Origin of the sequence: Bradyrhizobium sp. SUTN9-2 (assembly GCF_003122645.1) — a bacterium.
Classification (GTDB): domain Bacteria; phylum Pseudomonadota; class Alphaproteobacteria; order Rhizobiales; family Xanthobacteraceae; genus Bradyrhizobium; species Bradyrhizobium yuanmingense.
On record NZ_LAXE01000001.1, the window covers coordinates 7132427 to 7154561 of the forward strand.

General features: G+C 64.4%; 19 protein-coding genes. 7 read left to right on the plus strand and 12 right to left on the minus strand.

Annotated elements, in window-relative coordinates; all coding sequences use genetic code 11:
• Positions 1-21 precede the first annotated feature (21 nt).
• The gene (locus XF30_RS38720; RefSeq protein WP_036024810.1) at positions 22-315 is read right to left on the minus strand and encodes a hypothetical protein; all 294 of its coding nucleotides are present in this window, start codon (positions 313-315) and stop codon (positions 22-24) included.
• Between the two features lie 227 nt (positions 316-542).
• Here XF30_RS38720 and XF30_RS33065 point away from each other — a divergent pair, with 227 nt between their 5' ends.
• Together XF30_RS33065 and XF30_RS33070 are read left to right on the plus strand one after the other, a co-directional pair.
• Positions 543-1343, plus strand: a complete 801-nt coding sequence (locus tag XF30_RS33065; protein WP_036024809.1) for a hypothetical protein — start codon at positions 543-545, stop codon at positions 1341-1343.
• Positions 1344-1507: 164 nt separating this feature from the next.
• Complete coding sequence (locus XF30_RS33070; RefSeq protein ID WP_036013820.1) at positions 1508-1858, plus strand: hypothetical protein; 351 nt, start codon at positions 1508-1510, stop codon at positions 1856-1858.
• A gap of 418 nt (positions 1859-2276) precedes the next feature.
• On the opposite strand, the gene XF30_RS39985 is transcribed toward XF30_RS33070, so the two are convergent.
• The 3 genes from XF30_RS39985 to htpX form a co-directional block, all read right to left on the minus strand.
• Positions 2277-2669 (minus strand): DUF3551 domain-containing protein, encoded by a 393-nt coding sequence (locus XF30_RS39985; protein ID WP_081494629.1) that lies wholly within the window; start codon positions 2667-2669, stop codon positions 2277-2279.
• A gap of 209 nt (positions 2670-2878) precedes the next feature.
• On the minus strand, positions 2879-3520 hold the full coding sequence (locus XF30_RS33080) for a tetratricopeptide repeat protein (protein ID WP_192893321.1): 642 nt from the start codon (positions 3518-3520) through the stop codon (positions 2879-2881).
• A 135-nt stretch (positions 3521-3655) separates the two neighbouring features.
• Complete coding sequence (htpX, locus tag XF30_RS33085; protein ID WP_036037078.1) at positions 3656-4594, minus strand: zinc metalloprotease HtpX; 939 nt, start codon at positions 4592-4594, stop codon at positions 3656-3658.
• Positions 4595-4881: 287 nt separating this feature from the next.
• On the opposite strand from htpX, the gene XF30_RS33090 reads away from it, so the two are divergent.
• Positions 4882-6228, plus strand: coding sequence for an HlyD family secretion protein (locus tag XF30_RS33090; RefSeq protein WP_036037076.1), 1347 nt, complete (start codon positions 4882-4884; stop codon positions 6226-6228).
• Entirely contained in the window at positions 6225-8165 is a 1941-nt protein-coding gene (locus tag XF30_RS33095) for a glycosyltransferase (RefSeq protein WP_074448122.1), read from the plus strand. Before XF30_RS33090 ends, XF30_RS33095 begins: the two co-directional genes overlap by 4 nt.
• Positions 8166-8194: 29 nt before the next feature.
• On the opposite strand, the gene XF30_RS33100 is transcribed toward XF30_RS33095, so the two are convergent.
• Complete coding sequence (locus tag XF30_RS33100) at positions 8195-10528, minus strand: AI-2E family transporter (RefSeq protein ID WP_109145013.1); 2334 nt, start codon at positions 10526-10528, stop codon at positions 8195-8197.
• Between the two features lie 281 nt (positions 10529-10809).
• Between XF30_RS33100 and XF30_RS33105 the strand changes: the two genes are divergently transcribed.
• From XF30_RS33105 to XF30_RS33115, 3 genes are all read left to right on the plus strand, one after another.
• Positions 10810-12105, plus strand: coding sequence for a lytic murein transglycosylase (locus XF30_RS33105; RefSeq protein WP_109145014.1), 1296 nt, complete (start codon positions 10810-10812; stop codon positions 12103-12105).
• Between the two features lie 111 nt (positions 12106-12216).
• On the plus strand, positions 12217-12720 hold the full coding sequence (locus XF30_RS33110; RefSeq protein WP_036037060.1) for a DUF1993 domain-containing protein: 504 nt from the start codon (positions 12217-12219) through the stop codon (positions 12718-12720).
• 179 nt (positions 12721-12899) lie between these two features.
• Positions 12900-14000, plus strand: coding sequence for an alkene reductase (locus tag XF30_RS33115; RefSeq protein ID WP_109145015.1), 1101 nt, complete (start codon positions 12900-12902; stop codon positions 13998-14000).
• A gap of 237 nt (positions 14001-14237) precedes the next feature.
• On the opposite strand, the gene XF30_RS33120 is transcribed toward XF30_RS33115, so the two are convergent.
• The 7 genes from XF30_RS33120 to glpD all read right to left on the minus strand — a co-directional run bounded on the left by XF30_RS33120 (position 14238) and on the right by glpD (position 21954).
• Positions 14238-15980, minus strand: a complete 1743-nt coding sequence (locus XF30_RS33120) for an ABC transporter substrate-binding protein (protein WP_036013842.1) — start codon at positions 15978-15980, stop codon at positions 14238-14240.
• Between the two features lie 130 nt (positions 15981-16110).
• On the minus strand, positions 16111-16440 hold the full coding sequence (locus tag XF30_RS33125; RefSeq protein ID WP_036013844.1) for a DUF2160 domain-containing protein: 330 nt from the start codon (positions 16438-16440) through the stop codon (positions 16111-16113).
• Between the two features lie 10 nt (positions 16441-16450).
• Positions 16451-17257 (minus strand): carbohydrate ABC transporter permease, encoded by an 807-nt coding sequence (locus XF30_RS33130; protein ID WP_036013847.1) that lies wholly within the window; start codon positions 17255-17257, stop codon positions 16451-16453.
• Entirely contained in the window at positions 17257-18231 is a 975-nt protein-coding gene (locus XF30_RS33135; protein WP_036024799.1) for a carbohydrate ABC transporter permease, read from the minus strand. The genes XF30_RS33130 and XF30_RS33135 overlap by 1 nt, the downstream gene beginning before the upstream one ends.
• Entirely contained in the window at positions 18231-19316 is a 1086-nt protein-coding gene (locus XF30_RS33140) for an ABC transporter ATP-binding protein (protein WP_036024798.1), read from the minus strand. Before XF30_RS33140 ends, XF30_RS33135 begins: the two co-directional genes overlap by 1 nt.
• Positions 19317-19330: 14 nt before the next feature.
• The gene (locus XF30_RS33145) at positions 19331-20407 is read right to left on the minus strand and encodes an ABC transporter ATP-binding protein (protein WP_057026248.1); all 1077 of its coding nucleotides are present in this window, start codon (positions 20405-20407) and stop codon (positions 19331-19333) included.
• Complete coding sequence (gene glpD, locus XF30_RS33150; RefSeq protein ID WP_109145016.1) at positions 20404-21954, minus strand: glycerol-3-phosphate dehydrogenase; 1551 nt, start codon at positions 21952-21954, stop codon at positions 20404-20406. The genes XF30_RS33145 and glpD overlap by 4 nt, the downstream gene beginning before the upstream one ends.
• Positions 21955-22135: the final 181 nt, after the last annotated feature.

The window sequence follows — 22135 nt, forward strand, 5'->3', positions numbered from 1 at the left end:
GGTCATCAATAGCGCGCGCCCTCACGCCAGCGTATGCACGATCACCGGTCCCGCCATGGCGCGGGCGTCGCCGGCGAGCAGCGGGCCGAGATCCTTCTCGATCCAGGCGATGGCGCGCTTGTTCGCTTCCTCGGCCTGCTCGAACTTGTCGAAGATCGAGATCGCGGTGACCGTGTCGTCGCCGCCATAGACGACGTAATAGGCGCGGAAACCGTCGACGTCGCTGATGATGGGAACGGCGCCGTCCTTGATGCGGCGCGTCAGCTCTTCCGCGCTCCCGCTTTTCGCCTTGGCCTGACGGATGGCGGCATACATGGCATCCTCCCCTTCCGGCTATGATGTGAGGGCCTCGAGCCCGGGCGGATGTTACGCCGAAGCGCGCAGCCGATCCACGCTTGGTTAACCCGACCCTAATCCGCCCGCGCGATCTGCAACCAACGGTTAAGCACGCCTCAACATCGGTGCCTTAGTCTCGCCGCACTCACTTTTCGCAAACAAGGGCGGCTTAATCTGCTGGGCGAAGTGACATCAGGGGGTTCACCATGCGCATTGCGTTGCTGCTGACCGCGACCATTGTCGGCGCGCTATTCGCCAGTCCAACCATCGCCGGGTCGCTCGATGCCGGCGCGGCGCAGCCGCTGCCGCCGGGCTTCCAGAGCTACCGCGGCTACATGTTCGACATCTCCGAGAACCGCGACCGCAAGGATGTCGACAAGCTCACCGAGAACCTGAAGAGCCAGATCGACGTCGTCGAAGGCGTCGGCCTCTCCCCGCGCGTGCTGCGCTTCTTCCACACCGTTCCGATCGTCGCGAGCGAACTCGCCTGCCTCGACGAAGGCGCCGCCACCGCCTGCTACGGCCGGGTCACGCCGGACATGCAGCGCACCGCGCCCCGGACCCTGACGGTCTGGGACCCCGCCAAGCAGCGCTGGACCAATCCCAATGCCGTCGACCTCGCGGTCGATTCGGGCCTCGGCGTGATCATGCTGCGGCCGGACATGATGCGCTACGAGAAGGAGGCCGTGCTGCTGCACGAGATGCTGCACGCCTTCCACGCGCGGCTGCTGCCGGACGGCTACGCCAACAAGGGCGTGATCACCTACTACGCCCTCGCCAAGTCCAAGGACCTCTTGCCCAAGGAATCCTATGCGATGAAGAATCCCATGGAATTCTTTGCGGTGACCGCCAGCATCTTCCTGGCCGGCAAGAGCGAATTCCACGATCCGAAGTCGCGCGAGGCGCTTAAGGAGAAGATGCCGGACTATTACAAATATCTCGTCGGCGTGTTCGGCTTCGACCCCGAGCCGGCGGCCTCGAACGGCCCGGTCGCCTCGCTGAAATGAGCGGACGGCGCCAAGCCAAGCCAAAGAGCCGCGCGAACAGCGCGGCTTTTTTGTTTCGCAGACCGGAAGCTGCGGATGACGCACAGCCGGGAATTGCCAAGCCGGGGTCCGATCTGCATAGTCCCGCCCGCATCGATACCGTTTTTCGAAGGGGATGAGAGACCATGGCGGAAGCCGACCTGGATGTCGTGATCCGGCAACTGGCCAGACAGCTGCATACGGGCCTGATGACCCGTGCCAAGGAGCGGCGGGATCGCTTCAACAGCCTTGCGGCCAAGGCCAAGGGCAAGGAGACCGGCGAGCGCTTCAAGATGATGGCCAAGGCCACCATGGAGCAGGCGACCGCGGCCGCCAAGCGCCTGCAGATGTCCGCCGATAACGTCGCCGACAGCTACGCGCGGTCGATGCGCCTCGCCGCCAGCACGCCTGTTACGGTGAAAGCGGAGAAGAAGGCAAAGGACGAGAAGCCGGCGAAGAAGGCCGCAAAGAAAGCCAAAGCGAAAAAGAAGACGTAGTCGTTGCACCCAGGGCTATCGCATATGACTTGCGGCGGCGGCCTGCGCACGCGCCTCGTCCTTCGAGACGGCGCTGACGCGCCTCCTCAGGATGAGGCTAATCAGCATCGGTGCTCGTTGAAACTGCTGCCGCGCATTCCGCCCTCATCCTGAGGAGCCCGCCAAAGCGGGCGTCTCGAAGGATGGCCGCAAGGAAAAACTCCCAAATGCGATAGCCCTGCCGTTGAACCGATCGCCGCTACGGGATTGGCGATCTGGAGGCTCGCCGGCCTGTCTCCCAATTATCTCCGGCTTGATCGGATCGCCGCGTTGCGCGTTTGCGACGCGCTCCCTCGCGGCCGCCGCAATCGGGCCGGCCGCGACCTCAACGATTCCTCCGCCCCAGGCATGGGCTGGTCGAACAGTCGAGCGACATCCCTCACATGTATTGCCTCACACTTTGGAGAAAGCGCTCTTTCTCGCCAGGCGCGTAACCTTGGGATGCCCCATAATAGGGTTCATTGAAGTGATTATAGGGTACCGCCCGGTACTGGACCGGCGGCCTCGGTGGCGCGTAGGTCTGGCGATGATGCCGCCGAGCGTTTCCTCTCGCCGGAGGACCGGCGTAGTAGGGATTGAGGACGCACATCTGGCCGTTTGCCGACGCCCTGCATTGGTCCATCGTCGTGAAGCTGCATCGGTAGTATGGCGTCATTCCGCGAGAAATGACGTTCAAGCAAACGGGATAAGCCGGGTCATATTTTTGGGCTCGAGCCTGCCCCGCTGTCAGAGCGATACTCAGGGTCAGAATCGTCAAAGCCCATTTGCACATTGGAAGCTCCTCCAGGGGCGCACGACATGGATGCACTCTGGACCCTGCCAGTATTGATCCAACTCAATACTAGTTGAATTGGTTCATACGCGCAGCAGACAGCCGCGACAGTCTCGCTTTCCGCATCTCTCACCGATCTCGCCGCTATGCGGCAAGCCACCTGTCCTAAAGACGTGAGAGGGTGCCGCCGCAAATGCCGCGCCAGATCCTCATCTTCGCGGCGCGGCCACCAGTGTCGGCTCGGCGCTGGCGAGTTCCGCGAGCTTGGCGCGCGCGGCCTCTCGCGCGCGACCGTCCTTGCCGGCGGGCAGCGCCAGCGCGGCCTCGAAATCGGCGCGGGCGTCGTCCGTCTGGCCGCGGGCGAGGAACGCAAGGCCGCGGTCGAGACGGGCCTGCGCATCGGTGGGGTCGAGGCGGACCGCCGTGCTGTAGCTCAGGATGGCGCGGTCGAGATCGCCCATTGCGGCGAGCGCGAGACCGCGCTGGTGATAAGGTGCCGCGCGCTTGGGATCGTGCGCGATCGCCTCGTCGTAATCCGCAATGGCAAGCTCGAAGTCGCCGTTCTGCCGGCGCGCCAGCGCCCGGTCGCGATAGAGCGAAGCGCGGTTGGGATTGAGGTGGATGGCCTCGTCGAAATCGGCGATCGCCCGCTTGAAGTCGCCGTGACGCAGCGCGATCCGTCCACGTCCCGCATAGGCGAAGGCGATCAGCGAGCCGCGCAGCGGCGAGAAGCCGATCACGGCCGAGCAGATGTCGGGATCATCCTCGTCGCCGCAATTGACGACCATGTGCGTGGACAAGCCGACGAGCACGCAAAGGACGATCAGCAATGGTACGGCAATTCTGGTCATCTTCGACGGTGGCCGGCAGCGCGCCAGCCACCCATCCCCTTTCGAAGGAATGGTCACGCCGAGGAGTTAACACTGGTTGGGGACCCCCCTGTGTGCGCCAGATCACAAAGCCAGACGCAATCCTTGCCGGCTCCGTCAGCCCCAGGGACTACGACGTGAGGAGGAGCGGCCCCACGGCCCGCGCGGTGGATAGTTCTCGTTGGCGCCGACCGACGGCGCCGCGCGCGCGCCGAGCTCGGCCGCCAGTTGCTGGAGCGCGGCGACGCGATTCTGCGTCGAGGGGTGGGTGGCGAACAGGTTGTCCACCCCGTGGCCCGACAGCGGATTGATGATGAACATGTGCGCGGTCGCAGGGTTTCGCTCGGCCTCGTAGTTCGGGACCTGGTGCGCAGCGCCCTCGATCTTCACCAGCGCAGAGGCCAGCCACATCGGCTGTCCCACGATGCGCGCACCGAGATTGTCGGCGGCATATTCGCGGGTCCGGCTGATCGCCATCTGCACCAGCATGGCACCGAGCGGAGCAAGGATCATCAACAGGATCGAGCCGATGATGCCCGGACCGCTGTTGTTGTCGCGATTGCCGCCGAAGAACATGCCGAACTGCGCCAGCATCGAGATCGCACCGGCAATGGTCGCGGTGATCGTCATCAGCAGCGTGTCGTGATGCTTGATGTGCGCGAGCTCGTGCGCAATCACGCCGGCGAGCTCCTCGCGGCTGAGCTGGTTCATCAGACCGGTGGTGACGGCGACCGCGGCGTTTTCCGGATTGCGGCCGGTGGCGAACGCGTTGGGCTGGATCTCATCCATCACGAACACGCGCGGCATCGGCAGGCCGGCACGGCCCGCAAGCTCGGCGACGAGGCCGACCAGCTCCGGCGCGGTCGAACGATCGACCTCATGGGCGCCGTACATCGACAGCACCATGCGGTCGGAGTTCCAGTAGGTGAAGAGGTTGGTTGCGGCGGCAATGACGAGCGCGATCATGGCGCCCGAGGCGCCTCCGATCAGATAGCCGACGCCCATGAACAGGGCGGTCAGGCCAGCGAGCAGCATTGCGGTACGAAAATAGTTCATGGCCGTCTCCTGGGGCGGCCGCGGGCGAACCTCTGGCCGGCACCTTCGAAGTATGAATGCGGCCGCCGGCTGCAAGGTTCGTGCGTCGTGGAGCCGCAGACGCCAGCGGCGCCAGCCAGCCTTTCCGCCGCCACTAAAGCTTGACCGGGATTTGCGCAAAAACACACGCGGAGGCTTAGCAACCTGGAAAGCGCAATTTCCGCATAACTCGCGGTAACCGGGCACGCGGCATTGGCCTTGTGCATTGACCGGGTTCCCGTTGGCCTCCCGTCAGCAAGGTGACCGCCATGGTAGACCGCTCGAGCGCCGCCTCCGTCGCCCCCTCATCCGCCCCCTCCCCTCACGACGCCAGAACTGATGCGAAGGGTTTGCAGGACTCCCTGCACGAGCACCTCTTCACCAATGACGAGTCCGACCATGCTTCCACGACGCAGAGCGGGCAAGAATCGGGACGCCGCTGGCCGTATCTGCGGCGCGGAGCCAAGGTCGCGATCGGGCTCGCCATCGTCGCCGTGTTCGGCTGGCTGCCGCTGCGCGCGATCTGGGAAAATTCGAGCGTCGAAGCCGTGCTAAATTCCCGCCTCGTCACCTTGCGCACCCCGATCGGTGGCCGCGTCGCGGCCGCCCAGCGCGTCACTGACCAAGCCAAGCTCGAAGCCGGGACCGTCGTCCTGCGCGTCTTCAACTCGCGCGGCGATCGCACGCGGCTCGACGATCTCCGGCGGCAGAAATCGCGCCTGGAGAACGAACGGCCGAGCCTTGCGGCGAAGCTCGCTTCGGCGCAGGCGGCACAAAAGGATCTGGCGCGGCAGGCCGCGCTATTTCGCGACGGACGCGTGCTCCAGCTCGAGGCCCGCATCGCGGAGATCCAGACCTCGATCGAGGCGGCGGCGGCGCGGCGGGACGAGGCCAGTGCCGCCGTCGAGCGCGCCTCCTCACTGGCAAAATCGGGCAATGTCTCGACCGTCGAACTGGCACGTCTGACGCGCGAGCTCTCGGTGTCGCAACAGACCGAGCTCGGTGCGCGCAAGCGGCTGGACGCGGCCAAGGTCGAGCTCGCCGCGGCACGGAACGGATCCTTCCTCGGCGACAGCTACAACGACCGGCCAAGCTCGGTTCAGCGCGAGGAAGAGATGCGCCAGCGTGCCGGCGACCTCGAGGCCGATCTCGCGCGCACCGACACGGAGATCGCCTGGCTCGCCAACGAGATCATCGTCGAGGAGGTTCGGTTCGCGGATCTCACCGAAGCCAACATTACGACACCCGTCGCAGGCCGCGTCTGGGAAATGATGACATCGCCGGGCGAGGACGTGCAGGCAGGCCAGCCGTTGCTCAAAGTGCTCGATTGCAGCGGCGCCGTGATCACCGCCAATGTCACCGAGAACGTCTACAACCGCCTGCAGCTCGGCGACCACGCGACGTTCGAGCCCAATGACGGCGGCGAGCCGATCTCCGGCACCGTGGTCAACCTGACCGGCGCTGCCGGTGCGCCGGCCAATCTCGCCATCAATCCGGATGCGCTGAGCAAGGAGCCCTATCGTGTGACCGTGGCCTCGCGCGATGCCGCAGCTCGCGCCTGCACGGTCGGCCGCACCGGCCGCGTGGTGTTTGCGCGGCACGAGACCGCACCGTGACGGCGGCGCTGACGCCCGGCCTGATCGCGCTCGGCGCCTTCATGGCGATCGTACCGCTGCTGAGGCGCGACAGCACGATGGCACGCTCGTTCCTGGCCATTGTCTCGGTGACCTTGCTGCTGCGCTATCTCTATTGGCGGATCATGTCGACGCTTCCGCCGCCGCGCCTGACCGTCGATGCCGTGATCGGCTACCCCTTCATGCTGCTGGAGGCGGCCTCGCTCGTCGCGGTCGCGTTGTCGCTGCTGTTCCTGAGCCGGACGCGCGACCGCACCGGCGCAGCGAAGGTCGACGGCCGCACCACCGATCCGGGCGCACCGCTGATCGACGTCTTCATCTGCACCTACAACGAGGAACGAGGGATCCTCGAGCGTACGATCATCGGCGCGACGGGCATGGACTACGGCAATTACCGCGTCTGGGTGCTCGACGACGGAAGACGGCCCTGGCTGCGGCGGCTGTCCGGCGAGCTCGGCTGCCACTATCTGACGCGGCCCGACAACCAGCACGCCAAAGCAGGCAACATCAATCACGCACTGAGGCATGTCGGGGCGCTGCCGGAGCGGCCGCAGTTCGTCGCCATTCTCGATGCGGACTTCGTGCCGCGGCCCGATTTCCTTGCGCGCACCGTCTCGCTCATGGACGATGCGTCGGTCGGCGTGGTCCAGACCCCGCAGCACTTCATCAATCCCGACCCGATCCAGACCAACCTCGCCGCGACCGACGTCTGGCCCGACGAGCAGCGCTTCTTCTTCGACATCCTGCTGCCGGCCAAGGACGCCTGGGGCGTCGCGTTCTGCTGCGGCACCTCCTCCCTCATCCGCTATTCCGGACTGATGCGGATCGGCGGCTTTCCGACCGATTCGGTGACGGAGGACTATCTCGTCACGCTGCGCCTCAAGGAACGCGGACTCAATACGATCTATCTCAACGAGCGCCTGACGATCGGGCTCGCGCCGGAAGGGCTGAAGGAATACATCACCCAGCGCGCCCGCTGGTGCCTCGGCTTGATGCAGATCGTGCGCGGCCGCAGCGGACCGCTCTCGCGGGACTCGAAGCTGCCCTTCATCGACCGCCTCTCGCTGGCCGACGCCTTCATGAGCTGGTCCGCGGTCTACACCTCGAAAGTGGCGGGCCTTGTGGTGCCCTGGCTGTTCCTGCTGTTCGGCATCCAGGCGGTGCGGGCTGATCTGAGCGAGCTGTTGCGGGTCTTTCTGCCCTTCTATGTCTGGAACGGCCTCAGCATGGCCTGGCTTTCGCGCGGCCGCTCGCTCGCAATGATGACGGATGTCTCCCAACTGATTGCCGCGCCTGCCGTGCTCAAGGCGGTGGCGACCGGCCTGTTGAAGCCGAAGGGACACAAGTTCAAGGTCACCGCGAAAGGCGGCGACCGCGACCGACGCTTCGTCGAATGGCCGCTGCTGCGCATCTACGGCTGCGCACTTTTCATCACGCTCGCATCCATCGCTTATGCCTTCATCCTGCAGCAGCGCGGCGAGAACATCGCCTATGGCGGACTGGCGCTGGCCTGGAGCTTCTACAACGCGTTCATCCTCACCGTGGTCTGCTTCGTCTGCATCGAGCAACCGCGCAAGCGCAAGGCGGAGCGCTTCAATCGCAACGAGCCGGTGCTGCTGCGCCAGGACGGCAGGTCGCATCTGGCGCGGCTCGCCGATATCTCCATCACCGGTGCGCGGCTAATCGATCCCGATCCGCCGGCGCCTGGGAGCACGATCGAGTGCCAGATCTACGGCCGCTCGATCGCGGCCATCGTGGTGCGGCGTACCATTGATGGATTTGCCGTGCGGTTCGCGGAAGGCATGGACACGCGCGTGCATGCAATCAGGGCATTCTATGCCGGCGAATATGTTCGGGCCTATCGGGGCGTCAGGGCGCTCCCTGTCGGTAAGGCGCTGCTGATGCGGCTGTTCGGCTAGCGCCACCCACTGGTAGCGGCAAGGTCGGCTTACTCGCCGCTAGGGGCGGGATGCACCTCTCTCGAGCTATCCGACTCGACGCCTGTGGCCACTCGAGCGCTCTGGATATCGATCATCAATTGCTTCGCCATCTCCTGCAGGCGGTCACGATCCCGGTCGGTGAACTCCCGCGGCTGAGTATCAATCACACAAAGGCAGCCCACAACATGACCGGATGAAGTCCGGAGCGGGACCCCCGCGTAGAAGCGAATGCCTCGCTCCAGCACATGCGGATCGTCGGCGAAGCGCGGGTCTTCGGTCACATCCTCCGAAACCAGCATATCGCCTGCAGCGATCACATGCGCGTCGAGGGAGCCCTCGTGATTGCTCGGCAGACCTGCTTGAACTTCTTGGGCGCGGGCTTCAACGGCGGTTAGCTGAATATGATCGACCAATGTCACCAGCGCGATCGGAACGTTGAACGCTTGCGCGACCTTTCTGGAGGCCTCATCCAGGTCCTGGCGTTTCGAGGCGTCCAAGCCAAGTCCGCGCAGCGCGGCGAGCTGCGCACGTTCGGCGTCGGCCGTGAGCTGGGGCGTATCGCCGAGAGCTGCCGCGCGACCGACCCATGCTTCAACCTGCTCGACGCATGCTTGGAGAGAGGCGAATGTCGCGTCGGCCGCCATCTGGGTCTTGAGCTCTCCCGTCTGTTCCGTTCCGGCAATCAAATTCCAGCAGCAGGCGGCAAGCTTCACCTGTGGAGCCCGACGGCGCAGGCGACGAAAGACATAGCGGGCGTAGACCTGCGGCTGCGGGTGAAAGTAGGACAGACACACCACGTCGACCCCCTGGAGATCGAGTTGCTCCAATGCTCCCCGACTGACCGCGATCGGCGGCAAGACCTTGGCGCCGATGGTGCGTTCCTCGAGCACCTGCGCGAGCATCTCCGCCGCTGCATGATCGAGCTCCGTGCGTCCAGCGAGACAGAGGACGCATGGTCGCTGCGCAGTGTGATTTCCCTCGTCCACTGCATTCGCTTTTTCGCGGATATGGTCATCAACCTCCCGGACAACCGAAATAGCCGTATCCGCAACAAGACGCCGGTAATTGGTGTCGATGCCGCTGCGCTGACGATCATTCTCCGCCAGGCGCAGCGCCGGAATTCCGACGTTGTCGTACAGCTCGCGCGAGGAACACTCGTCGACATAGTTCTCGGCGAACTCAACCGCCTCCTCCAGGTTGCCGGCCAATAGGCGCTGGTAGAGTTGCTCCTCCGGCGCGAGCACAGGGTCGCTGCCGAGCAGAACGCCCAAGAACTCCAACTGCGGGACGTAGCGCCCCATGACGACGAGGCAGACGGTCAAAGGTGTCGCCAGAAACAGCCCGACGGGTCCCCACAGCATCGTCCAAAAGATCGCGGCGATGATAATTGCGAGGGACGACAGCCCGGTGCTGGATCCGTAAAGCCAAGGCTCGACAACATTGTTGCTGACGAGTTCAGCCGTAACGAACAAACCGACGACCCAGAACAGCATCGTCCAGCCGGGATCGACGGCGATGGCCAGGGCAACGGGAAATATAGCAGCCAGGAAAGGACCGAGGTAGGGAATGAATCGAAGTACCGCTGCGAGCAAGCCCCAAAGAATCGCGTTCGGCACGCCAACAAAGTAGAGTGCAACACCGATCGGCACGCCGTAAGTCAGATTGACAACAAGCTGCATCAGCAGATAGCGGCTGACCCGCGAGGCAGCATCGTTGATGGCCTGAGTACTCTTCTGAAGGTCACCGGCTCCGGCTAACTTGATGAATCGGTCGCGCAGGTCTTCGCGCTCGAGCAGCACGAAGATCACGAAAATGACGACCAGCCCGGAAGTCGCAAGCGGCGCCAGCAATGGACCTATGACCGATCGAATGAGCTCCAGCGGTCTCGGCTGTGGCGGCTCCACCCGCACGGTGACAGGCTCCCGACTCTCACTGCCGGTGCCAAGCCGGGAGGATGCAGCCGCCGACTTTTTCTCATCTCCCGAGATCTCTCTGCCGAGATCCTGCATCGTCGTGGTAACGGCGTCGACGACCCCGCCGCCCGGCGCGGAGCTTTGCAACGAGCGTATCTTCTCGGTGATGGTGGTCTGATAATTGGGAAGGTTGCTGGCGAGCTGGACCAGTTGGCGCCCAACGACCAAGGCGATCCCTGCGACGACGATAAAGGCAATGGAAACGGCAATTAGCACCGCTGCAATGCGGGGCACTTTCCAACGTCTCAGCCAATTGACCAAGGGCGTGAGAACGAAGCTCAGCAGGATCGCAAGGGCAAAGGGAACGAAGATTTCCCGGCCGAGATACAGGGCTCCGATGGCTAGGACGATGCCGCCGGCCGTGAGCATGGGCGAGGTTGCGGCTCGCACGGCCGGTGTTCGTTGCGTCGACGCCGGAGGCAACTCGGCCACAGAACGAGCCTTTCCGTAACGGGTTCGACAGGTCAACCCCGATTCGGCGGGATTGATCCAACCGAGCCGATCGCTTGATTCCTGAATACATGCCCCTGCGCACCAAGGCGGGCGACCTATCGTCCTCCAGATCAGGTGCAGGGTGGGGATGGCCTGGGGCGGCCGCTTCCCCTAAACTTCGGCCGAATCCACGCCTGCCCTTCCCCGCCGGAACCCCCATGGTCCAGACCCGATTTCCGATCGCGGCCCTCGCGCTTATCGCATGCACGGCCACGGCATCCGCCCAAATGCTTCCGCCTCCTGCCAAGCCCGCAGTGCCGAAGGCCCCCTCGCCGCGCGGGGCCTCGTGCCACAATGGCGCGAGCTTCGATCGCTTCCTGACGGAGGTGAAGCAACAGGCGGTGGCCGCCGGCGTGTCGCAGCGCACGATCGCGGAGGCCTCGCCCTATCTCGTCTACGACCAGGGCATCGTCAACCGCGACCGCGGCCAGCGCGTGTTCGGCCAGCTCTTCACCGAATTCGCCGGCCGCATGGCCGCGGCCTATCGCATGCAGAACGGGCAGCAGCACATCAAGCAATACGCCGCGGCGTTTGCGCGCGCGGAAAAGGAATACGGCGTGCCGCCCGCGGTGATCGCCGCGTTCTGGGGCCTCGAGAGCGATTTCGGTGCCAACATGGGCAATTTGCCGACGCTGAAATCGCTGGTGTCGCTCGCCTATGATTGCCGCCGTTCGGAGATGTTCGTGAACGAGACCATCGCGGCGCTGAAGATTATCGACCGCGGCGATCTGCATCCCGACGAGATGATCGGCTCCTGGGCCGGCGAGCTCGGCCAGACCCAATTCCTGCCCGTGCACTACGTCAACTACGCGGTCGACTTTGACGGCGACGGACGGCGCGACCTGTTGCGCTCGCCGGCCGACGTGATCGGCTCGACCGCGAACTACATCGCAAACGGATTGAAGTGGCGGCGCGGCGAGCCGTGGCTCGAGGAGATCAAGGTGCCGCCGAACCTACCGTGGGAGAAGACCGATCTCACGGTACGCGAGCCGCGCTCGACATGGGCGCAACTCGGCGTCACCTATCCCGACGGCCGGCCCTTGCCGAACGACAATCTCGCAGCCTCCGTGCTGCTGCCGATGGGACGCTTCGGGCCGGCCTTCATGGCCTATCCGAATTTCGCGGCCTACACCGAGTGGAACAACTCGCTGATCTACGCGACCACCGCGGGCTATCTCGCCTCGCGCATCGCCGGGGCGGCGCCGATGCGCAAGCCGGCTGCGCCGGTCGCGCAGCTGCCGTTCAACGAGCTCAAGGAATTGCAGCAGCTCTTGGTGCGCGCCGGCTTCAACGTCGGCAAGGTCGACGGTGTGCTGGGGCAGCAGAGCCGCGCCGCGGTGAAGGCGACGCAGATCAAGTACGGCCTGCCGGCGGATTCTTGGCCGACCGCCGAGCTGCTTGCGCGCATGCGCGGCGGCACGGCGCAGGTCCTGCCCCAGACGACGGTGCGGTAGAATTTTCGCATCGCACAAGCGGCTTTCCGCGATTGCAATTTTCCATGAGGCTCCCATGTGAGTGGCTCAGGTTTTCTCCTGAGATTTCCCACCCTTTGAAGCGAGCATCACATGTCCTTCTACGACGCCGTCGTCCCCGCCTATTTGCAGATGCTGAACAGCGTGACCGGGCTGCTCACCAAAGCTGAGGCGCATTGCGCGGCCAGGAAGATCGATCCCAGCGTCCTGCTTGGCTCGCGCCTCTTCCCGGACATGCTGCCGCTGTCGCGGCAGATCCAGCTGGTCAGCGACTATCCGACCAGAGGCTGTGCGCGGCTGACGCATAGCGAGGTCCCCTCGACGCCCGACACCGAAACCAGCTTTGCGGAGTTGAAGCAGCGGCTGGCGAAAACGATCGACTATGTCCAATCCTTCAAGCCCGAGCAGTTTGAGGGCGCCGACGCCAAGGACGTCACCTTTCCGATCGGCCCCGGCAAGACCATCACCATGACGGGACAGCAATTCCTGAGCTCGTTCTCGCTGCCGAACCTCTATTTCCACGCCGCGATCGCCCACGGCATCTTGCGTCACAACGGCGTTGAGATCGGCAAGCGCGATTTCCTCGGCGCGAACTGATTTCTGAAATCGCACGGCCGCGACAGTGGGATTTCGCTGTCGCAGCCGACATTGCACATGAACTATGCTACGCGCGCCCTGCCGCGTAGCTCGCCTGCACTTTGCGTATGGCTCATCCCTTGCGCCCGATGTCGCGATGCACAATTGTTCGAGACCTCTCACCGCCCGGAAGCATTCCCATGAGCCGTTCGACCAAATTGTTTGAGACCTACAAGCTCGGCCCGATCACGCTGGCCAACCGCCTGGTCATGGCGCCGCTGACGCGCAACCGTGCCGTACCCGGCACCTTCGTGCCCGGTCCGCTCGCCGCCGATTATTACGCCCAGCGTGCATCCGCGGGCCTGCTGATCACCGAGGCGAGCCAGGTCTCGCAACAAGGTCAGGGCTACCAGGACACGCCCGGCATCTATAGCAAGGAGCAGGTCGCCGGCTGGCGCAAGGTCACCGACAAGGTGCATGAACGCGGCGGCAAGATCTTCATCCAGCTCTGGCATGTCGGCCGCATCTCGCATGTCGATCTGCAGGCGAATGGCGCAGCCCCGGTGGCACCGAGCGCGATCCGAGCCAAGGGCAAGACCTTCGTCAACGGCGGCTTCGCCGACGTCTCCGAGCCGCGCGCGCTCGAGCTCTCCGAGATTCCCGGGATCATCGACGACTTCAAGCGCGCCACGAAGAACGCGCTGGAAGCCGGCTTCGACGGCGTCGAAATCCACGGCGCCAACGGCTATCTGCTCGAGCAGTTCGCCAAGGACGGCGCCAACAAGCGCACTGATGCCTATGGCGGCTCGATCGAGAACCGCGCGAAGCTGATGCTGGAGGTCTCCAAGGCCGTCGTCGCCGAGGCCGGCGCCGAGCGCACCGGCATCCGCATCTCGCCGGTGACGCCGGCCAACGACATCTCGGATTCCAACCCGCAGGCCCTGTACGATCACATCGTCGACGGCCTCAGCGCGTTGAAGCTGGTCTATCTCCACGTGGTCGAGGGCGCCACCGGCGGGCCGCGCGACATCGCGCCGTTCGACTATGCGTCGTTGCGCAAGCGCTTCTCGGGCGCCTACGTCGCCAACAATGGCTACGATTTCGACCTCGCCAGCAAAGTGCTGGAGGCGAACGCCGCCGACCTCATCGCCTTCGGCAAGCCGTTCATCTCCAATCCCGACCTGGTCGAGCGGCTGAAGCAGGGAGCGGCGCTGAACGATTGGGACAAGAACACGTTCTACGGTGGTGGTGCGAAGGGCTACACGGATTACCCGACGCTGGCGGCCGAGCCGGCGGAGTAGGTTCTTCTCCACACATGACGCTGTCATGCCCCGCGAAGGCGGGGCATCCAGTACGCCGCGGCTTCTCGGTTCAACCACGACCGTCTCTGGAATACTGGATTGCCCGCCCCTGTGCGCAATTGCGCACTAGGCGGGCAATGACACCGAGGGTGTGAAAAACCCTCGCACCACAACGACAAAACAAAAAGGCCGGGATCGCTCCCGGCCTTTCGTGTTTGATATCGCTCTAAGCGCCGCTTACTTCACTTCCGCGCGCTTGGGCGGAGTGGCGGGCCACGACTTGATCAGGGTGTCGTAGTCCACCGTCTCGCCCTTCGGCTTCTCGTTGGCGAGCTTGCGCTGCGGCGCGATGGTGCCGTCCTTCTGGGCCTTGGCGAACCAGTACTCGGCCGACTCCTTCTTGTGCAGCTTCGGACCGCAGGCGCCCTGCACGCCGGACTTCTCCAGACGCTCCAGCACGGAGTCCTGGGCCGCCGCGAGAGCATCCATCGCCTGCTGCGGCGTCTTCGCACCGGACGACGCATCGCCGATGTTCTGCCACCACAGCTGCGCGAGCTTCGGATAGTCGGGCACGTTGTTGCCGGTCGGGGTCCACTGCACGCGCGCGGGCGAGCGGTAGAACTCGATCAGGCCGCCGAGCTTCGGCGCACGCTCGGTGAACGACTTGTCCCAGATGTCGGATTCACGGATGAAGGTGAGACCGACATGGCTCTTCTTCAGGCTCACCGACTTGGAGACGATGAACTGGAGATAGAGCCAGGCTGCCTTGCGGCGATCCGGCGGAGTCGACTTCAGCAGCGTGGCGGAGCCAGCGTCCTGGTAGCCGAGCTTCATGCCTTCCTTCCAATAGGAGCCGTGCGGCGACGGAGCCATACGCCACTTCGGCGTACCGTCCGCATTCACCACCGGCAGACCCGGCTTCACCATGTCGGCAGTGAAGGCGGTGTACCAGAACATCTGCTGGGCGATGTTGCCCTGCGACGGCACGGGGCCGGACTCGGAGAAGGTCATGCCCTGCGCCTGCGGCGGGGCGTACTTCTTCATCCAGTCGAGATACTTCGTGATTGAGTAGACTGCGGCCGGACCATTGGTGTCGCCGCCACGCTCCACCGAAGAGCCGACCGGGCGGCAGCCCTCCATCCGGATGCCCCATTCGTCGACCGGCAGACCGTTCGGAATGCCCTTGTCACCGTTGCCGGCCATCGACAGCCAAGCGTCGGTGAAGCGCCATCCAAGCGAGGGGTCCTTCTTGCCATAGTCCATATGGCCGTAGACCTTGACGCCGTTGATCTCCTTGATGTCATTGGTGAAGAACTCGGCGATGTCCTCATAGGCGGACCAGTTCACGGGCACGCCGAGCTCGTAGCCATACTTGGCCTTGAACTTGGCCTTGTAGTCGGCATTGGTGAACCAGTCGTAGCGGAACCAGTAGAGGTTCGCGAACTGCTGGTCGGGCAGCTGGTAGAGCTTGCCGTCCGGCCCGGTGCCGAACGACTTGCCGATGAAGTCGTTCACGTCGAGCATGGGGTTGGTGACGTCCTTGCCCTCGCCGGTCATGTAGTCCGACAGCGCAATGGTCTGGCCGTAGCGGAAATGCGTGCCGATCAGGTCGGAGTCGTTGATCCAGCCGTCATAGACGTTCTTGCCCGATTGCATCTGGGTCTGGAGCTTCTCGACGACGTCACCTTCCTGGATGAGATCGTGCTTGAGCTTGATGCCGGTGAGCTCGGAGAATGCCTTGGCGAGCGTCTGCGCCTCGTATTCATGAGTCGTGATCGTCTCGGAGACGACGTTGATCTCCATGCCCTTGAAGGGCTCGGCGGCCTTGGCGAACCACTCCAGCTCCTTCTTCTGGTCTTCCTTCGACAGCGTCGAAGGCGTGAATTCCGCGATCCACTTCTGGATCACGGCCTCGTCGGCGGCGCGAACCGGCGCCGAGACGGCGAACGACACCGCGATGATCGCAGCGGCGCTGGACATGGTCAGAAAACTATTCTTGGTCAATGGACCTTTCCTTCTCCTAAACTGTCGCATGTTGTTCCTCCGTTGCAGCGACAAACTTTTATACAGGCCCGGGTTGGTCCCGGATCTGGCCGTCCCTTCGCAAGCTTCAGACCGTGCGGAAAATGAGCGCGGCCGTGACCAGCGAAATTCCTGATGCGAGCCACAGGCTCGAGATTTCAAACCCCTCCTCGCCGATAGGCAGCGTAGCGATCGCGTCGGTGCCGACGAGGCCGATCCAGGCGAGGTGGATGACGGCGGCCGCGATCAGCGAGATGAACAGACGGTCGCCGCGCGTGGTCGGGATGCGCAGCACGCCGACACGCTCGGCCTCGGGATAGACCGCGGCGAGCCAGGTCATCACGAGAAGCGTGCAGGCGAGCGCGGCGAAGAAGATCGCGGTCGGCAGCGTCCAGGCCATCCATGCGATGGATTCCATTGATGCCTCCTCAGACGCGGCCGAGCGCGAAACCGCGCGCGATGTAGTTGCGGACGAACCAGATCACCAGCGCGCCCGGAATAATGGTGAGCACCCCGGCGGCGGCGAGCAGGCCCCAATCCATGCCGGCCGCCGACACCGTACGCGTCATGATCGCTGCGATCGGCTTGGCATGCACCGACGTCAGCGTGCGCGCGAGCAAGAGCTCGACCCAGGAGAACATGAAGCAGAAGAAGGCGGCGACGCCGATGCCGCTCGCGATCAGCGGCACCAGGATCTTGATGAAGAAGCGCGGGAAGGAATAGCCGTCGAGGAACGCGGTCTCGTCGATCTCGCGCGGCACGCCGGAGACGAAGCCTTCGAGGATCCACACCGCGAGCGGCACGTTGAAGATGCAGTGCGCGAGCGCGACGGCCCAGGGGGTGTCGAACAGGCCGATCGCCGAATAGAGATTGAAGAACGGCAGCGCATAGACCGCCGCCGGCGCCATGCGGTTCGACAACAGCCAGAAGAATAAATGCTTGTCACCGAGGAAACGGTAGCGCGAGAAGGCGTAAGCCGCCGGCAGCGCCACGGCGATCGAGATGATGGTGTTGAGGACGACGTATTCGAGCGAATTGATGTAGCCCGAATACCAGCTCTCGTCGGTGAAGATGCGCTTGTAGTGCTGCAGCGTCGGAGTGTGCGGCCACAGCGTCATCGTCGAGACGATCTCGCTGTTGGTCTTGAAGCTCATGTTGACGAGCCAGTAGATCGGCAGCAGCAGGAAGATCAGGAACAGCCCCATGATGAGGCGACGGCCGGGGATCGAATGCATCAGGCCACTCCTTCCCTTGGCTCGAGTGCGGGCACGGGCTTGAGCGCGGCCGCGGGCTTGGGCTCCGCCGCCGGCTCGCTCGAAGCCTGGACTTTGCGTTCGACACCGGCATTGGTCATGACGGTGTAGAAGATCCAGCAGACGATCAGGATGATGAGGTTGTAGACCAGCGACAGCGCCGCGGCCTTGCCGAGGTCGAACTGGCCGAGCGCAATCTTGACCAGCTCGATCGACACGAAGGTGGTGGAATTGCCGGGCCCGCCACCGGTGACGACGAACGGCTCGGTGTAGATCATGAAGCTGTCCATGAAGCGCAGCAGCACCGCGATCAAGAGCACGCGGTTCATCTTCGGCAGCTGGATCGCCTTGAACACGGCCCAGCGCGAGGCGCCGTCGATTTGCGCGGCCTGGTAATAGGCTTCGGGAATCGACTTCAGGCCGGCATAGCACAGCAGCGCGACGAGGCTGGTCCAGTGCCAGACGTCCATCACGATGACCGTGAACCAGGCATCGACGTCGTTGGAGACGTAATTGTAATCGAAGCCCATGGCATTGAGGACGTAGCCGAGCAGGCCGATGTCGGGACGCCCGAAGATCTGCCAGATGGTGCCGACCACGTTCCAGGGGATCAGCAGCGGCAGCGCGAGAATGACGAGGCAGGCTGCGACGGTCCAGCCCTCGCGCGGCATCGACAACGCGACGACGATGCCGAGCGGCACCTCGATGGCCAGGATGACAAGCGAGAAGAACAGGTTGCGGCCGAGCGAGGCGAGGAAGCGGCCGCCGAGGTCGGTGGAGGGATCGAGCAGCTCCTTGAACCAGCCCACGCCGTTCCAGAAGAACTGGTTGTTGCCGAAGGTGTCCTGCATCGAATAGTTCACCACCGTCATCAGCGGCAGCACCGCCGAGAAGGCGACGACCAGGAACACCGGCAGCACCAGGAACCAGGCTTTTTGGTTGACGGTCTTGTCCATCAGGCGGCTCCCTCCACCAGAAGGCTGTCGGCATAGACGTGGACGTGCGACGGATCGAATTTCAGCCCGGCGGTACCGTCCGCGCTGGTGAAGCCGCCAGGAGCGCGCGCCGCGAGCTTGGCGTCGACGACGCGCACGCGCGCGAAGCGGATGCGGCCGAGATCGTCGATGCGCTCGATCCTGGCGGTGAGCAGGCCAGGTGCGGGCGCGACCACCTCGACGAATTCGGGACGGACGCCGATCTCGATCTTCGCCCCTGCAGGCAGGTTGTCGTAGCTGCGGTTCAGCGCGATGACGTGGCCGTCGATCCTGGCCTCGCGCCCCCTCACCTCGGCCGGCAGGATGTTCATGCCGGGCGAACCGATGAAATAGCCGACGAACGTATGCGCCGGCTTGTCGAACAGCTCGGCCGGCGTGCCGCTCTGCACCACGCGGCCGTCATGCATGACGACCACGGTGTCGGCGAAGGTCAGCGCCTCGGTCTGGTCGTGGGTGACATAGATCATCGTGAGGTCGAGCTCGCGATGCAGCGCCTTCAGCTTGGAGCGGAGCTGCCATTTCAGCTCGGGGTCGATCACGGTCAGCGGCTCGTCGAACAGCACGGCGGCAACGTCGTTGCGCACGAGACCGCGGCCGAGCGAGATCTTCTGCTTGGCGTCGGCGGTCAGGCGCGTGGCCTTGCGGTTCAGGTACGGCTCGAGATCGAGCAGGCGACCGATCTCGGCGACGCGCCTGTCAATGTCGGCCTTCGGCACGCCGCGGTTCTTCAGCGGAAACGCCAGGTTCTGTCCGACCGTCATGGTGTCGTAGATCACCGGAAACTGGAACACCTGCGCGATGTTGCGCTTCTGGGTTGACAGCGGTGTGATGTCCTTGCCGTCGAACAGGATCTTCCCCCGCGACGGCGTGATGATGCCGGAGATGACGTTCAGAAGCGTGGTCTTGCCGCAGCCGGAGGGGCCGAGCAGCGCATAGGCGCCGCCCTGCCGCCAGGTCATGGTGACAGGCTTGAGCGCAAAGCTCTCCTGCGGCGCATCGTTGCCGCCGTAGGAATGGGCGAGATCGACGAGGTCAATGCGGGCCATGGCGCATCTCCCTCCTAAGAGCCCGGTGCCGCGACCAGACGGTCGGCGGCATCGAAGACGAAGACATCATTGGGATCGAGCACGGCATCGAGCATCTGGCCCGGCTCGAACTCGTGCACGCCGTGCAGCACCGCCACCCAATTCGATCCGTCGCGGGTCAGATGCACGAAGCTCTCCGAACCCGTGATCTCGGTCACCGTGACAGTGGCGTGGAAGGCGTGACGGTCGGCCTCGCCATTGGCAAGCCCGAGCTGATGGGCACGAAAGCCGACGCGATAGAAGCCGTCGGGCAGACCGGCATAAAGCCCGGACGCGGGCGCTGCACTCCCGCCCGCATATTGGACCATGCCGTTCCCCTTCTCGAGGCCCACGAGATTCAGCGGCGGATCCGAAAACACCTGCGCAACGCGCAAGGTCTGCGGCCGGCGATAGACATTGGTGGTCTCACCCATCTGCAGCGCCTGGCCCTCCCACATGCACACCGTGTTGCCGCCGAGCAGCAGCGCCTCCGTCGGCTCGGTTGTGGCATAGACGAAGATCGCGCCGGAGGCCTCGAAGATGCGCGGCAGCTCCGCCCGCAGCTCCTCGCGCAGCTTGTAGTCGAGATTGGCGAGCGGCTCGTCGAGCAGCACGAGGTCGGCGCCCTTGACCAGCGCGCGTGCGATCGCGGTGCGCTGCTGCTGGCCGCCGGAGAGCTGGAGCGGCGTGCGCTTCAGGAACGGCTCGAGCCGCAGCAGCTTTGCGGCCTCGGCGACGCGCGCCTCGATCTCGTCGCGCGGCTTGCCCTGCACGCGCAGGGGCGAGGCGATGTTCTCGTAGACCGTGAGCGAGGGGTAGTTGATGAACTGCTGGTACACCATCGCGACCGAGCGCTGGCGCACGTCGGCGCCGGTGACGTCCTTGCCGTTGACGAACACCTTGCCCGTGGTCGGCTTGTCGAGGCCGGCGAGCAACCGCATGATCGAGGTCTTGCCTGACAGCGTCGGCCCGAGCAGCACGTTGAGCGTACCGCTCTCGAGCGTCAGCGAGACGTCACGGATGTGCGGCACGCCTTCCACGGTCCGGGTCACGTGATCGAGTGTCACGGTCATGAGCGTCCTCCCGTTTCCAGCAGGGGACTTTGCGCCACGGCATGGCTCCTGATCCAGTCGTCGAGGGTCGCGATCTCGTCGGCAGATAGTCGCAGGCCGAGCTTGGAACGGCGCCAGACCACGTCGTCGGCGGTGACGGCCCATTCGTTGGCCATGAGATAGCGGACCTCGCGCTCGGTTAGCGTGGCGCCAAAGGCCTGGCCGAGATCCGCAGCCGATTTTGCATCGCCGAGCAGCTTGATGGCACGGGTGCCATAGGCGCGCGCCAGGCGCCGCGCATGCTCATGGCTGAGGAAGGGATAGCCGCGCTGCAGCTCGGCGATCAGGCCGTCGATGTCGGATACGTTCATGTCACCGCCCGGCAGCGGCCATTTGCCGGTCCAGCCTTCGCGCGCTTTCGCACTGCGCAAGTAAGGCGCAAGGCGCTCCAAGGCCTCTTCGGCGAGCCTGCGATAGGTCGTGATCTTGCCGCCATAGATCGACAGCAGCGGCACGCCGCCGGGCGTGTCGAGCTCGAACACGTAGTCGCGCGTCGCGGCCTTGGCCTCGCTGGCGCCGTCGTCATAGAGCGGACGCACGCCGGAATAGGTCCAGACCACGTCGGTGGGCGCGACGGGCTTGGCCAGATATTCGCTGGCCGCCTTGCAGAGATACTCGATCTCTTCAGTCGTCGCCTTCACCTTGGCGGGATCGCCGTCATAGTCGCGGTCGGTGGTGCCGATCAGCGTGAAGTCGTCCTGGTACGGGATCACGAATATGATGCGGCCATCGGCATTCTGGAACATGTAGGCGCGGTCGTGGTCGTAGAGCTTCTTCACGACGATGTGCGAGCCCTGCACCAGGCGCACCTTGGCTTTCGCATTCACGCCGGCGCCGCGGCCGAGCACGTCCTCGACCCAGGGCCCGCCGGCATTGATCAGCGCCTTGGCCTGGATCTGCGAGCGCGCGCCGGTCAGCGTATCGACCATGCTGACGGTCCAGACGCCGTCCGACTGGCGAATCTCGGTGGCGCGGGTTCGGGTGCGGATCTCGGCGCCCTTGTCGGCGGCATCGCGCGCATTGAGCACGACGAGGCGGGCGTCGTCGACGAAGCAGTCCGAATATTCGAAGGCGCGGCTGTAGCGGTTCGGGATCAGCGGCTTGCCGACCTCATCGCGCTGGAGATCGACCGAGCGGGTCGCCGGCAACAGGTGGCGGCCGCCGATGTGATCATAGAGGAAGAGGCCGAGGCGCAGCAGCCAGGCCGGGCGCAGGCCGGCGTGATGCGGCAGAACGAATCGCAGGGGCCGGATGATGTGGGGCGCGATGCCCCAGAGGATCTCGCGCTCGATCAGGGCCTCGCGGACCAGCCGAAACTCGTAATATTCGAGATAGCGCAGGCCGCCATGCACGAGCTTGGTCGACCATGACGATGTCCCGCTCGCCAGATCGTTCATTTCGCACAGGAAAACGGTATTGCCGCGGCCCACCGCGTCACGCGCAATGCCGCAGCCGTTAACACCGCCTCCGATGATGGCGAGATCGAAAATACGCTCCAACAGACGCATCCCCCGGCGACCGCCCGTTCCATCAAGCGGCTACTTTCGCTTTTGATTAGATCACACCGAAAAACGAAAGCAAGATGAAAGAGAGGCGAAAGGAAGCGAAAGCGGAAGTTTCTTGGTGAGCAAGAGGAGTTCATGTTGGGCAGCGCCACGGCGATTTGGGAGGCACCAGCACCTTGATTGG